The sequence below is a fragment of the Rhodococcus sp. PvR099 genome (genome assembly GCF_017833315.1).
GTDB classification, from domain to species: Bacteria; Actinomycetota; Actinomycetes; order Mycobacteriales; family Mycobacteriaceae; genus Rhodococcus_G; species Rhodococcus_G oryzae.
Window position 1 is genome coordinate 5,163,764 of record NZ_JAFIBV010000001.1, and the last position, 13,542, is coordinate 5,177,305.

Annotated in this window: 12 protein-coding genes; 11 read left to right on the top strand and 1 reads right to left on the bottom strand. The window is 68.4% G+C overall.

Annotated elements, in window-relative coordinates; all coding sequences use genetic code 11:
- Positions 1-70 precede the first annotated feature (70 nt).
- The 11 genes from JOE46_RS24100 (at position 71) to JOE46_RS24150 (ending at position 12,739) form a co-directional block, all read left to right on the top strand.
- A complete protein-coding gene (locus JOE46_RS24100) occupies positions 71-718 on the top strand; it encodes a 3-oxoacid CoA-transferase subunit B (RefSeq protein ID WP_097211023.1) in 648 nt (215 codons plus the stop codon).
- 43 nt (positions 719-761) lie between these two features.
- Positions 762-2,333, top strand: a complete 1,572-nt coding sequence (locus tag JOE46_RS24105) for a long-chain fatty acid--CoA ligase (RefSeq protein WP_097211024.1) — start codon at positions 762-764, stop codon at positions 2,331-2,333.
- Between the two features lie 62 nt (positions 2,334-2,395).
- The gene (locus JOE46_RS24110) at positions 2,396-3,250 is read left to right on the top strand and encodes an alpha/beta hydrolase (protein WP_307861330.1); all 855 of its coding nucleotides are present in this window, start codon (positions 2,396-2,398) and stop codon (positions 3,248-3,250) included.
- Between the two features lie 99 nt (positions 3,251-3,349).
- Positions 3,350-3,868, top strand: coding sequence for a hypothetical protein (locus tag JOE46_RS24115; protein WP_097211025.1), 519 nt, complete (start codon positions 3,350-3,352; stop codon positions 3,866-3,868).
- A 128-nt stretch (positions 3,869-3,996) separates the two neighbouring features.
- A complete protein-coding gene (locus JOE46_RS24120; protein WP_097211026.1) occupies positions 3,997-5,331 on the top strand; it encodes an MFS transporter in 1,335 nt (444 codons plus the stop codon).
- A 159-nt stretch (positions 5,332-5,490) separates the two neighbouring features.
- On the top strand, positions 5,491-7,164 hold the full coding sequence (locus JOE46_RS24125) for an AMP-binding protein (protein WP_097211027.1): 1,674 nt from the start codon (positions 5,491-5,493) through the stop codon (positions 7,162-7,164).
- Between the two features lie 12 nt (positions 7,165-7,176).
- Positions 7,177-8,844: a sigma-54-dependent Fis family transcriptional regulator gene (locus JOE46_RS24130; RefSeq protein WP_097211028.1), complete on the top strand. Its 1,668-nt coding sequence runs from the start codon at positions 7,177-7,179 to the stop codon at positions 8,842-8,844.
- Positions 8,845-8,929: 85 nt separating this feature from the next.
- Entirely contained in the window at positions 8,930-10,432 is a 1,503-nt protein-coding gene (locus JOE46_RS24135) for an aldehyde dehydrogenase family protein (RefSeq protein ID WP_209928689.1), read from the top strand.
- Positions 10,433-10,454: 22 nt separating this feature from the next.
- Entirely contained in the window at positions 10,455-11,564 is a 1,110-nt protein-coding gene (locus tag JOE46_RS24140) for an NDMA-dependent alcohol dehydrogenase (protein ID WP_209928690.1), read from the top strand.
- 182 nt (positions 11,565-11,746) lie between these two features.
- Complete coding sequence (locus tag JOE46_RS24145) at positions 11,747-12,010, top strand: GlsB/YeaQ/YmgE family stress response membrane protein (protein WP_179800489.1); 264 nt, start codon at positions 11,747-11,749, stop codon at positions 12,008-12,010.
- A 57-nt stretch (positions 12,011-12,067) separates the two neighbouring features.
- On the top strand, positions 12,068-12,739 hold the full coding sequence (locus JOE46_RS24150) for a YoaK family protein (protein ID WP_209928692.1): 672 nt from the start codon (positions 12,068-12,070) through the stop codon (positions 12,737-12,739).
- A 111-nt stretch (positions 12,740-12,850) separates the two neighbouring features.
- On the opposite strand, the gene JOE46_RS24155 is transcribed toward JOE46_RS24150, so the two are convergent.
- Positions 12,851-13,450 (bottom strand): TetR/AcrR family transcriptional regulator, encoded by a 600-nt coding sequence (locus tag JOE46_RS24155; protein WP_209928694.1) that lies wholly within the window; start codon positions 13,448-13,450, stop codon positions 12,851-12,853.
- Between the last annotated feature and the right edge of the window lie 92 nt (positions 13,451-13,542).

The following is a 13,542-nucleotide window of genomic DNA, read 5'->3' on the forward strand; positions in this document are numbered from 1 at the left end:
TACCCGGTACGGCCCTTCCATTCGCTCCTCGCTCGTTCCTCGCTGCGATGCTCCGAAAGGACCTTCCCTCATGACCTCGACCTTGACAGTGGTCGGCTGGACCCGCGAGCAGATGGCGGCCAGGGCCGCGGCGGAGCTCTCGGCGGGCGAGTACGTCAACCTCGGCATCGGGCTGCCGACCCTGATCCCGAACCACCTCCCGCCCGGGCTCGAGGTGGTCCTGCACAGCGAGAACGGGATCCTCGGTACCGGGGCATATCCGGACGAGGACGGAGTGGACGCGGATCTGATCAACGCAGGGAAGGAGACCGTCACGGTCAACCCCGGCGCCTCGTTCTTCGACTCCGCGCTGTCGTTCGGGATGATCCGTGGCGGGCACATCGACACCGCCGTGCTCGGCGGGATGCAGGTGTCCGAGACCGGCGACCTGGCGAATTGGATGGTGCCCGGCGCGATGGTCAAGGGCATGGGCGGCGCGATGGACCTCGTCCACGGCGCCCGCCGGGTCCTCGTGCTGATGGAACACACCGACAGGTCGGGGGCATCGAAGATCGTGCGCGAGTGCACCCTTCCGCTCACCGGTCAGGGTGTGGTGCACCGGATCATCACCAACCTCGCCGTCCTCGACGTCACCGAGGCGGGTCTGGTGTTGCGCGAATGCGCACCCGGCGTGACGGAGGAGTCGGTGCGCGCGGCCACCGACGCGCCGCTCGCATAGGCCACCGACCACCTCCACCACGACAACCGAAAGTGAGTTCAGCGTGCTGAACCTGTCCATGCTCCTCGAAGACTCCGCCCGCCGGTACCCCGACCGGGCGGCGCTTGTCCTCGACGGGGAGCGGTTGACCTACGCGCAGCTCGACGCCCGTGCGAACCAGGTGGCAAATCTGTTGACGTCGCGGGGCATCGAGCCGGGAGACCGGGTGGCGCTTTCCTGCCCGAACCTGCCCCAGTTCCCGATCGTCTATTACGGGATCCTCAAGGCCGGTGCGGTCGTCGTCCCGCTCAACGTGATGCTCAAGGGCCGCGAAATCGCCTACCACCTGGCCGATTCGGGCGCGAAGGCGTACTTCTGCTTCGAGGGCACAGCGGACCTGCCGATGGGCGAGTTCGGCCGCGCCGGGTTCGACGCGACGGACGGGTGCAGGCAGATGTACCTGATCACCGCGGAACCAGGCGCGGTGGCACCGGTCGACGGCGTCACCACGCTGACCGCCGCACTCGACGGCGTGTCGACGGAGGCGAAGTCGGTGGTCCGTGAGGCGGGCGACGCCGCGGTGATCCTGTACACCAGCGGCACCACCGGCAAGCCCAAGGGCGCCGAACTCACCCACTCCAACATGGTGATGAACGCTGCGACGGCGAACCGGCTTTTCGACAGCAACCCGGTCCGGCACGACAACTACCTGGTGACCCTCCCGTTGTTCCACTCCTTCGGGCAGACCGTCACCATGAACGCGGGCCTGTCGGTCGGTGCCACCCTGGTGCTGCTGCCCCGATTCGAGGCCGCCGCGGCCCTGCGCCTGATGGTCGACGAGGCCATCACCGTATTCGCAGGGGTCCCGACCATGTACTGGGCCCTGCTCGGCGCGCTCGACGGCACGGTGGACGTCGACCGGATCGCAGGCACCATTCGCCGCGCCATCTCGGGCGGTGCGGCGCTGCCCGTCGAGATCCTGACCCGGTTCGCCGAGCGGTTCGGCGTCCAGATCCTCGAGGGGTACGGGCTGTCCGAGTCCTCCCCGCTGGCCCTCTTCAGCGACCCCGAGCGGGACCCGCGTCCCGGGTCGATCGGCGTGCCGGTCTGGGGCGTCGAGGCGCGGTTGATCGACGACAACTGGAACACCGTGTCGGGCGCCGACGTGGTCGGGGAGATCGCGCTGCGGGGGCACAACATCATGGCGGGCTACCTCGATCGTCCCGAGGCCACCGCCGAGGCGATGCACAACGGATGGTTCCGGACGGGCGACCTCGCCCGCCGCGACGCGGACGGCTTCTACTACATCGTCGACCGTGCCAAGGACCTCATCGTGCGTGGCGGGTTCAACGTCTACCCGCGCGAGATCGAGGAGGTCCTGCTGACCCACGAGGCCGTCTCCCTCGTCGCCGTCATCGGCGTGCCGCACGAGAGCCACGGCGAGGAGATCAAGGCGTTCGTCATCCTCGAGCCGAATGCGCAGATCACCGAGGATGAACTGATCGCCTGGTGCAAGGAACAGATGGCGAGCTACAAGTACCCGCGCTCGATCGAGTTCGCCACCGTCCTGCCCATGACCGCCACCGGCAAGATCCTCAAGCGCGAACTCGCGGCGATGTCCGAACCCGCGCGCTGATCCGGGCACGTCCACCGGCACCGCCCACACGGCGGTGCCGGGCGCTTCCTACGGTGTGAGGCGTGAATGAAACCATCGAGTTCCGCGGGGGAGCGGGGGCCATCGCCGCCGACCGCTGGACATCAGACGACGGGCTGGCCGGCCGCGGTGCGGTCCTGATGCTGCACGGCGGCGGCCAGACCCGTCACTCCTGGAACCGGGCCGCGGCGACCCTGTCGCGCGACGGCTGGACCGTCTACACCCTCGACGCGCGCGGTCACGGCGACAGCGACTGGGCGCCGGACGGCGACTACCGGGTCGACGGCCTGGTCGACGACCTGCGCGGCGTCATCGACCAGCTCGGCGAGATGCCGGTGCTCTTCGGGGCCTCCCTTGGCGGGATGACCGGATTGATCGCCGAGGGTGAGAACCCCGGACTGATGCGTGGCCTGGTCCTTGTCGACATCACGCCCAAGGTGGAACCCGAGGGCGTCAGGCGGATCGCCGACTTCATGCGGGGCAATCCCGACGGATTCGCCAGCCTCGACGAGGTCGCCGACGCGGTGGCCGCCTACCAGCCGCACCGCACCAGGCCGTCGAACATCGAAGGGCTGCGCCGAAACGTCCGGGAACGGTCGAACGGTCGCCTGTACTGGCACTGGGATCCCGCGTTCGCCCGGCCGGGGGGAGTTGGCGACGTCATCACCTCCGACCACCACGGCCGGATGGTCGCGGCGGCGAGGGCCGTCGAGGTGCCCACCCTGCTGGTGCACGGCGGCAAGTCGGACATCGTCAGCACCGACGGGGTCGAGGAGCTGCTCGGGTTGATCCCGCACGCCTCCGCCGTCAACGTCTCCGCTGCGGGGCACATGGTCGACGGGGACGACAATGCCGTGTTCACCATGGAGGTCGGCGGCTTTCTCGACGGCCTGGCGTAAGTGTTGACGCCGGTGACGGTCATCCAAAAGGATGTAGCTCGCCCCTGACCCTCGGGGCGGTGACGACGCCCGGTTCCGGGCACCAAAAGGAGATACGCAATGGCCTTTGCAGGCAATGTCGATGAGCTGGCTCTGTTGCAGTCGGTGCGACTGAAGGGTTCGGTGTCGGCACCGGTACTGGCCGTGCAGCTCGGGGTCACCGAGTCCTCGGCGCAGGCCGCGCTCGACGCGCTGGTCGCGGCTGGCCGCGCCTCCGATTCCGGCGACGCCGGGGTCTCGCTCACCGACGCGGGGGTGACCGAGCTCGAGGATCAGCTCGACGCCGAGCGCGTCTCCATCGACGAGGACCTGTTCGCGGAGGTCGTCGAGCGCTTCGAGCCGCTCGACGAGGAGTTCGCCGAGCTGACCGAGGATGACATCGATTCGCTCGTCGACCTGGACCGCCGCGCGTCGGACGTGTTCGACGACGTCTCCGCGTACGTGCCCCGCCTGGCCCGCTACCAGGAGCTGCTCGCGGATTCCCTCGACCGGGTGAAGTCGGGCGATTCGTTCTCGGACACCTACGCGGTGGTGTGGTCCGAGCTGCGCCGCGAGATCCTCAGCGCCTCCGCGCAGTAGGCCGACAGTGGCGTGGCTCACGCCACCCCCCCTTTCGGGGGTAGTCGTCACGTGAGCCACGTCACTACCTTTCCTCGCAGTCAGTGACGCCCGACCGGGCATCACTCCTGGCTCGAGAAGAGGAACACATGACGACAGTGTCGCCAGTAGAAGGAACGGTGATCGCCGCGCCCCCGCGCACCAGCGTGCGCCGGGTGGCCATCGCGAGTTGCATCGGCACCACCATCGAGTTCTACGACTTCTTCATCTACGGGACGGCAGCGGCGCTGGTGTTCCCGAAGGTGTTCTTCCCGGCATTGGGATCGACAGCAGGAACAGTCGCCTCGTTCGCGACCTTTGCCGTCGCGTTCATCGCCCGGCCCGTCGGCGCGATGCTGTTCGGCCACTACGGCGACCGGATCGGCCGCAAGAAGACCCTGATCTCGACGCTGCTCCTGATGGGCATCTCGACCCTGCTCATCGGTCTGCTGCCGAGCGCCTCCACGATCGGGGTCGCGGCACCGCTGATCCTCGTGCTGCTCCGTTTCGGGCAGGGCTTCGCGGTCGGCGGCGAGTGGGCAGGCGCGACGCTGTTGACCGCCGAGTACGCACCGCCGGGCAAGCGCGGCCTGTACGCGATGTTCCCGCAGCTCGGCCCCGCCATCGCCTTCATCCTCTCCAGCAGCACCTTCCTCATCACCGGGGCAGTGCTCGGCGACTCGAACGAGGCCTTCCTCACCTGGGGTTGGCGTGTGCCGTTCCTGTTCTCCATCGTCCTGGTCGGCATCGGCCTGTACATGCGCCTCGCCATCGAGGAGACCCCGGTTTTCCGCGCCAACCAGGCGCAGCGGGCACTCGACGGGCCGGACGCGGCGCCCAGGACCCTGCCGTTCCTCGACGCCTGGCGCTACCAGCGCAAGGAGATCCTGCTCTCCGCAGGGGCCCTGGCCACGCTGTTCGCCTTCTTCTACCTCGGCACGGCCTTCCTCACCAGCTACGGAACCAAGACGCTCGGCTTCAGCCGTCCGTTCGTGCTGATGGTCGGCATCGCCTCCGCCGTCGTCTTCGGTATCGCGATCATCGTCTCCGCGCTCTACTCGGACCGGATCGGTCGCCGCAAGGTGATCATGGCGTCCTGCGTCGCCGCGCTGGTCTGGGCGCTTGCCCTGTTCCCCATCCTCGACACCGGATCGCCCGTCGCGTTCGTGATCGGCATGTTCGGCACGCTCGCCATCTTCGGGATCGCCTACGGCCCCTGCGGTGCGCTGCTGCCCGAGATGTTCCAGACGCGGTACCGCTACACCGGCGCGGGCCTGGGCTACAACCTGGCGGGCGTGCTCGGTGGCGCCATCCCGCCGCTGATCGCCGCGCCGCTCGCCTCCACCTACGGCAGCTTCGCGATCGGTCTGATGCTCGCCGGACTGTCGGTGCTGAGCTTCTTCTGCACCAAGGCGCTGGTCGAGACCAAGGACCACGCGCTCTAGCCACCCGCGGGCGGGGTGTCCGGACCTTGGACAGTTACGGTCACCCCGCACCGCCGACTATGTCGTAGGTCACATCCGCACGAGTAGGTTCGACCACGGGAGGGCCCGCACCGGCGGGCCCTCCCCGAGGCGCTCACCGGCGCCCAGGAGAGGAATCACATGAGCACCGCACTGCCCAGCTACGCCTCGGGAGTCTGGGATGCCCCCATGCTGGGCGACACCATCGGGGACAACTTCGATCGGACGGTCGCGGCGCACGGCGACCGTGACGCGCTCGTGGACCGGCCCTCAGACAGGCGATGGACCTATGCCGAGCTGGCCGCCGACGTGAACGGTGTCGCGGCGGGCCTGCTGCAGCGCGGGGTCGGCATGGGTGACCGGGTGGGCATCTGGGCCCCGAACTGCCCGGAGTGGACGCTGATCCAGTTCGCCACCGCGAAGATCGGCGCGATCCTGGTGAACATCAACCCCGCCTACCGGTCGCACGAATTGCAGTACGTGCTCGAGCAGGCGGGCATCAAGATGCTGGTGGCCGCGCCGAGCTTCAAGACCTCCGATTACGCCGGGATGATCGAGACGGTCCGGCCGCAGTGCGCCGACCTGGAATCGGTGATCCTGCTCGGCAGCACGGATTGGCAGGCGCTGGTCACGGACGGGACCGCAGCCCAGTCCGCCGACCCGTCGAGGCTGGCGACGGCGCAGTCCGCACTCTCCGCGGACGACCCGATCAACATCCAATACACCTCGGGTACAACGGGATTCCCGAAGGGTGCGACGCTCAGTCACCACAACATCCTCAACAACGGATTCTTCGTCGGCGAGCTGTGCCATTACACCGAGGCGGACCGGGTGTGCATCCCGGTGCCGTTCTACCACTGCTTCGGCATGGTGATGGGCAACCTCGCGTGCACCACCCACGGCGCGACCATGGTGATCCCCGGCCCCGCGTTCGATCCGAAGGCCACCCTCGAGGCCGTGCAGGCCGAGCGGTGCACCTCCCTGTACGGGGTGCCGACGATGTTCATCGCCGAGCTCGCCGACCCGGACTTCGCGAGCTACGACCTGTCCAGCCTGCGCACCGGGATCATGGCCGGTTCGCCGTGCCCGGTCGAGGTGATGAAGCAGGTGATCGAGCAGATGGGAATGGCGGAGGTGTCCATCTGTTACGGCATGACCGAGACCTCGCCGGTCTCGCTGCAGACCCGATCCGACGACACGATCGAGCAACGGGTGTCCACCGTCGGCCGGGTGGGTCCGCACCTGGAGGTGAAGATCGTCGACCCGGCGACGGGGCTGACGCTGCCCCGTGGACAGGCGGGCGAGCTGTGCACGCGCGGGTACTCGGTGATGCTCGGCTACTGGGAGAACACCCCGGAGAAGCCTGCCGGAGCGGAGCCTGCGGAGCGACCATACAAACTGGGGCCCATCGACACCGCACGGTGGATGCACACCGGCGACATCGGAGTGATGGACGCCGACGGCTACGTCGCCATCACCGGCCGGATCAAGGACATGGTGATCCGCGGTGGCGAGAACATCTATCCCCGCGAGATCGAGGAATTCCTCTACTCGCATCCGGACATCCTCGACGCCCAGGTGATCGGCGTGCCGGACGCGAAGTACGGCGAGGAACTGATGGTGTGGATCCGGATGCGTGAGGGCGCGCCGGAGCTGGACGCGGACTCGGTGCGGGCCTTCTGCGCGGGGAAGCTGGCGCACTACAAGATCCCGAAGTACGTCCACGTCGTGGACGAGTTCCCGATGACGGTGACCGGCAAGATCCGCAAGATCGACATGCGCGAGCAGTCCGTCGAGTTGATCGGGCGGGGCTAGGCGGGCCGGCTGATGAACCCCGGCGAGACGAGCGGGCGGGAACCGGTCCGGCCCGAGATAGCGCTGTCCTGGAAGCGATCCGCGTTGAGTGGCGTCGGCCCGGGGGACGGCTTCGACGCTGACCCGGCAACCGACCTGGACCTCTCCAGCCGATTGCTGCGGGCCGCGCGCCCGATCCTCGACGAGGTTGCGATCCAGATCGCGGGCACCGGGCTGTGCCTCCTGCTCGCCGACCGGGACTGCCGGATCGTGGCGCGGGTGTTCGACAACCATCAGGTCGAGCGGAAGATGGAGAAGCTCGGCGCGGTGATCGGCTCGAGGTTCGGTGAGGACACCGCGGGCACCAACGCGATCGGTACCCCGGTCGAGGTGCGGCGCGGAATCGTCATCAACGGCGAGGAGCACTACCTGGAGCGCCTGAAGGGGCTGAGCTGCTACGGGCATCCGATCCTGCATCCGGTGACGCACAGGGTCGAGGGGATCCTGGACATGACCTGCATTGCCCCGCGGGCGAACTCGCTGTTCGCGCCCTTTCTGCAGCGCGCCGCGGCGGACATCGAGCGGCGCCTGCTCGAGGGTTCGCGGGCGTCGGAGCAGCGGTTGGTGGACGCCTTCCAGCGGGTATCGCCGCAACGCCATGTCGCCGTCGCCGCGATCGGCGAGGACATCCTGCTGAGCAACCGGACCGCGCTCGATCTCCTCGACGTGGCCGACCACGCCGCGCTGCGCGGGCTCGCGGCCGACCTTTTGCCGGACCAATCGCGCACGGTGAACCTCGAACTGGCCTCCGGCCAGCTGGCGAAGGTGCAGGCCGACCGGATCGCCGGAACGAACGGGGGCACACTGTTTCTGGTCGAGCAGGTGCACCGACAGCACGTGCCGATCAGGCGCCGCGCCGACCGTGCGGGGGTCGTGGACCGGGCGCGCTCGGAATTGCGACGGGTGCGCGCGACCGCCGAGTCCGTTGCGATCGTCGGCGAGTCCGGTTCGGGCCGCACCACGGCCGTGCGCGATCTCGCAGGCGTCGACGCCGTGCACTGGACGGATGCCTCGCGGATACCGATAGTCGGGCAGGGTCGATGGTTGTCGGCGCTGCTGGAGCAGGCATCGACGTCGGGTGGCGTGCTGGCCGTCGAACACGCGCACCTGTTGCCCGCGTCGATACTTCCCGTGGTCACGGACCTCCTGGTCGCCGAGGGCGGACCTCGGATGGTGCTGACGAGCAGCCCGATCGAGGAACTCCCCCCGGCCGCGGCGGCGATGATCGCGCGGTGCCCCGAGCGCATCGCGGTGCCCCCGCTCCGTCAGCGGCTCGGCGAACTGCCGGAGATCGCCCAGGCGATGCTCGACGAGATCGAGCCCGGGCTGAGCCTGACCTCGACCGCGCTCGAGGCACTGGTGGCAGGGGAGTGGCCGGGCAACCTGACCGAGTTGCGGGTGGTGCTGACCAGGACGGCGCGCGACCGCGCGAGCACCAGGCTCGGGCTCGCGGATCTGCCCGATGCGTACCGGACCAGCTCGCGCGTCTCCCGCCTCGCGGGCCGCGAGCGTGCGGAACGCCAGGCGATCATCGATGCATTGCAGGAATGCGGCGGAAACAAGGTGCATGCCGCCGCGAAGCTCGGAATCAGCCGTAGCACACTGTATTCGAGAATCCGTGCGCTCGAGGTGACGCCCTAGGGCTGTCCGGAAGTCGCACAGTTATCCGTATCGGAACCGGCGAAGTATGGCGTGCATCACACACCAACTCTCGCAGGAGGAACCGATGACGGCGATCGCCGATTTCCCGCTCAAGACCGAGGTGCAGGGGTTCTTGACCGGCGGCCCGAAGAAGCTGCTGATCGGCGGCGAATGGACCCCGGCCGCCTCGGGTCGCACCTTCCCGACCTACGACCCCGCGACCGGGAACGCGCTGACCGAGGTCGCACACGGTCAGGCCGAGGACGTCGACCGGGCGGTTCGCGCCGCGCGGGTGGCGTTCGACGACGGCCCGTGGCCCGGCATGAAGCCGAACGAGCGCGAGCGCCTGCTCTGGCGCGTCGGCGACATCCTCAGCGAGCGGGCCGAGGAGTTCGGTCAGCTCGAGGCGCTCGACAACGGCAAGTCGGCGGGCATCGCGTCCGCGGTGGATGTCGCCTGGGCCGCGGACGTGTTCCGCTATTACGCCGGCTGGGCAACCAAGATCGAGGGCAGCACGGTCAACGTGTCGATGCCCTTTGCACCGGGTGCCCAGTTCCACGCCTACACGTTGCGCGAGCCGGTGGGTGTGTGCGGGCTGATCGTGCCGTGGAACTTCCCGCTGCTGATGGCCTCGTGGAAGCTGGCGCCCGCACTCGCCGCAGGTAACACCGTCATCCTCAAGCCCGCCGAGCAGACGCCGCTGACGGCGCTATTGCTCGGTGAGGTGTTCCAGGAGGCAGGCTTCCCGCCCGGCGTCGTGAACATCATCAGCGGATTCGGCGACGCGGGCGCCGCGCTGTCCGCGCACGACGACGTCGACAAGATCGCCTTCACCGGCTCGACCGAGGTCGGGAAGAAGATCGTCGAGGCCGCCAAGGGCAACCTGAAGAAGGTCTCCCTCGAGCTCGGCGGCAAAAGCCCGAACATCGTCTTCGCGGACGCCGATTTCGATGCCGCCGTGGAGGGTTCGCTCAATGCCTGGCTCTTCAACCACGGTCAGTGCTGTGTCGCCGGGACGCGGCTGTTCGTCGAGGACAGGATCTTCGACGAGTTCACCCAGGCGGTCGCCGACGCGGCGAGCCAGGTGAAGATCGGACCCGGTCTCGACCCGGCGACCCAACTGGGCCCGCTCGTCTCGCAGGAACAGTTCGACAAGGTGACCGGCTACCTGCGCGAGGGCCTCGCGGACGGCGCCCGGGCGCTGACCGGCGGCAAGCGGTGGGGCGAGACCGGTTACTTCGTCGAGCCGACCGTCTTCGTGGACGTCAAGCCGGAGTTCAGCATCGTCCGCGAGGAGATCTTCGGCCCCGTGGTCGCGGCGCTGCCGTTCAACGCCGAGGCCGGCGTCGCCGCTGCCGCGAACGACTCGATCTACGGCCTGGCCGCGGGAATCTGGACCCGCGACATCTCCAAGGCGCACCGCACCGCGCGGCAGATCAAGGCCGGCTCCGTGTGGATCAACCAGTACAACGGCTTCGACACCGCGATGCCCTTCGGTGGATACAAGCAGTCCGGCTGGGGCCGCGAGCTGGGGGCGGCCGGACTCGACGCCTACACGATCACCAAGTCCGTCAACATCGCGCTCTGACAACAACTTACGAGGAGAAACCATGAAGACGACCGCAGCCGTGCTCCTGGAGCCCGGAAAGCCGTTCGAGTTGATGGAGCTCGATCTGGACGGCCCCGGCCCCGGTGAGGTGTTGATCAAGTACACCGCCGCTGGCCTGTGCCACTCGGACCTACACCTGACGGACGGTGACCTGCCGCCGCGCTATCCGATCGTCGGTGGGCACGAGGGATCGGGGATCATCGAGGAAGTCGGGCCGGGCGTCACGAAGGTCAAGCCCGGCGACCACGTGGTGTGCAGCTTCATCCCGAACTGTGGCACCTGCCGCTACTGCTCGACGGGCAGGCAGAACCTCTGCGACATGGGTGCCACCATCCTGGAGGGTTCGATGCCGGACGGCACCTTCCGGTTCCACTCCAAGGGAACCGATTTCGGTGCCATGTGCATGCTCGGCACGTTCGCCGAGCGGGCCACCATCTCGCAGCACTCGGTGGTCAAGGTGGACGACTGGCTGCCGTTGGAGACCGCGGTGCTGGTCGGCTGCGGGGTCCCCTCGGGGTGGGGAACCGCGGTCAACGCGGGCAACCTGCACGCGGGTGACACCGCCGTCATCTACGGCATCGGCGGCCTTGGCATCAACGCCGTGCAGGGAGCGGTCAGCGCGGGCTGCAAGTACGTGGTCGTCGTCGATCCGGTGGCCCTCAAGCGCGAGACCGCGCTGAAGTTCGGCGCCACCCATGCCTTCGCCGACGCGGCGAGTGCCGCCGAGAAGGTGAACGAACTGACCTGGGGCCAGGGCGCCGACGCCGCCCTGATCCTGGTCGGCACCGTGGACGCGGAGGTCGTGTCCGCGGCGACCGCGGTGATCGGCAAGGGCGGCACCGTCGTCATCACAGGGCTGGCCGATCCGGCGAAGCTCACCGTGCAGGTGTCCGGCTGCGACCTGACGCTGAACCAGAAGACCATCAAGGGCTCGCTGTTCGGGTCCATGAATCCGCAGTACGACATCGTCAAGCTGCTGCGGCTCTACGACGCGGGTCAGCTCAAGCTCGACGAGCTGATCACCACGCGGTACCGCCTCGAGGACGTCAATCAGGGTTACGAGGATCTACGCAGCGGCAAGAACATCCGCGGGGTGATCGTGCACGCCTGACCGGTGACGCCGGTTCCCCCGACCGGCCGTGCACCGAGTGCCCCGCTCTCCGGACCACAGGAGAGCGGGGCACCGCCGGTCTGGGGCGGCAGGGGTTCCTCCGACGACGTCACCGTGTCACTATCAAGATCGACAACCCAGCACGCGATCGCGCGACTGAGGTGGCACGAGAGGAGCCCACAATGATCGGCGACATCATCGGCACCATCATCTTCGGCGCGGTCATCGGCGTGCTCGCACGCCTGGTGATCCCTGGCAAGCAGGCAATGGGATGGGTCATCACCGTCCTGCTCGGCATCGCCGGTGCACTCATCGGGTACTGGATCTGGGGCATGATCAGCGACACCGGCGACACGAAGGGCATCGACTGGTGGCGCTGGATCATCAGCATCGCGGCAGCGGCCGTGCTGACCCTCGGTTACACCGCGCTGACGAGGAAGGAGTAGCCGCGACCGGCGTGCCGCCGCGGCGTCTGCGGCCGACCCCATCCGGGTAGGGACTCAGTGGTAGTCGATGTCGGGCGCCGAACGTTTGTCTACGCGGTGCTACTCGCGGCCCTGGCCGGCTACGTCGATGCCATGGGGTACATCACCCTTGGCGGGTTCTTCGTCTCGTTCATGAGCGGGAACTCCACTCGCATGGCGGTCGGTGCGGTCGACGGCCACTGGCATGTCGCTGCGGTCGGCGCCGCGGTCATCGGGCTGTTCGTGCTCGGTGTGGTGCTGGGTTCGGTGTTGGGGCGGATTGCTCACGCGCGCCGCAGATCGATTGTGATGTGCCTCGTCGCGGGCCTGCTGGTTGCGGCGGTGACGGCCTCGGCTATCGGCCCGCGGCAGGTCGTGGTCGCCGCGCTTGCGTTGGCGATGGGGGCGGAGAACACCGTGTTCGAGCGGACGGGCGAGTCCTCGATCAGCCTCACCTACATGACCGGCACGCTGGTCAAGCTGGGGCAGCGCATCGCCGCGGCGCTGACCGGCGGGCCGCGGTGGGAGTGGGTACGGTTCGCCGGGCTGTGGCTCGGCCTGGTGCTCGGGGTGGCCGCGGGCGCGGCGGTGCACCGCGGGGTCGGGCTGGCCGGCCTGTGGGCCGCGGTCGCGTTGGCGCTGCTGCTCGCGGTGATGTTTGCGCGGGATCGCCTCAGCGCGGCGCGTGACATCCCGTCGATCGGGCCGTAGGCCGGAGCCGGCCGCGCACAGCTTTTGTTGAGAACGCACAGGATTTGGCGCCCCAAAGGGGGTGCGACCTTGTGAAGGGGTGTGCGTCCTCACGGCGAGGGCGCCGAGGCCTCAGACCCCAGGAGCCAGCGCCGCCGCCGTCATCGCGCGCAGCACCGCCCTGGTGTGGGCGGGAGCGGACGGGTTCACGCTGTGCGGGGTGGAGTTGATCAGGCCGAACGTCGCGTGCGCCTTGATCCGGGCATCCGACTCCGCCAGGTCCGCGTCGACCTTCCGGAGGACCTCGACCCACACCTCGACGTAGCGGCGCTGGAACTGCCGGACCTGCCTGCGCTCGGCCGCGGGCAGCGACTCCAGGTCGCGGTCCTGCACTCGAATGAGGTCGGGCTCGCCGAGCGCGAAGTCGAGGTGGAACTCGATCAGGCCGGCGAGCGCCTCGTCCGGGGTCGAGGCCACGTCGGCGACGGAGATACCGCCCTCGAGCAGGCGACGGCTGATGTCGACCAGCAGTTCGACCAGCAGCGCCTCCTTGTTGGGGAAGTGCCGGTAGACGGCGGGGCCGCTGATCCCGACCGCGGATCCGAGGTCCTCGAGGCGAACCCCGGCGAAACCACGCTCGGCGATCAGGCGGGCGGCGGCCTGCAGGAGCTGCCGACGGCGATCTGCTTTCGCGCGGCCGCGCTTGGTCAGCGCCGAATTATCGGTTGTCACGTCGGCACCTCCCTTCAACCTGTGGGTCTGGACAACTCAGTTAATCATAGTTATCTTAGATTCGGTTATTGGCAATTAACTGACCGCGAACC

Excerpts from the sequence above, each read along its gene's own strand:
- JOE46_RS24100 (WP_097211023.1), top strand. The coding sequence starts at position 71 with ATGACCTCGACCTTGACAGTGGTCGGCTGGACCCGCGAGCAGATGGCG.
- JOE46_RS24115 (WP_097211025.1), top strand. The coding sequence starts at position 3,350 with ATGGCCTTTGCAGGCAATGTCGATGAGCTGGCTCTGTTGCAGTCGGTG.
- JOE46_RS24120 (WP_097211026.1), top strand. The coding sequence starts at position 3,997 with ATGACGACAGTGTCGCCAGTAGAAGGAACGGTGATCGCCGCGCCCCCG.
- JOE46_RS24125 (WP_097211027.1), top strand. The coding sequence starts at position 5,491 with ATGAGCACCGCACTGCCCAGCTACGCCTCGGGAGTCTGGGATGCCCCC.
- JOE46_RS24130 (WP_097211028.1), top strand. The coding sequence starts at position 7,177 with ATGAACCCCGGCGAGACGAGCGGGCGGGAACCGGTCCGGCCCGAGATA.
- JOE46_RS24135 (WP_209928689.1), top strand. The coding sequence starts at position 8,930 with ATGACGGCGATCGCCGATTTCCCGCTCAAGACCGAGGTGCAGGGGTTC.
- JOE46_RS24140 (WP_209928690.1), top strand. The coding sequence starts at position 10,455 with ATGAAGACGACCGCAGCCGTGCTCCTGGAGCCCGGAAAGCCGTTCGAG.
- JOE46_RS24145 (WP_179800489.1), top strand. The coding sequence starts at position 11,747 with ATGATCGGCGACATCATCGGCACCATCATCTTCGGCGCGGTCATCGGC.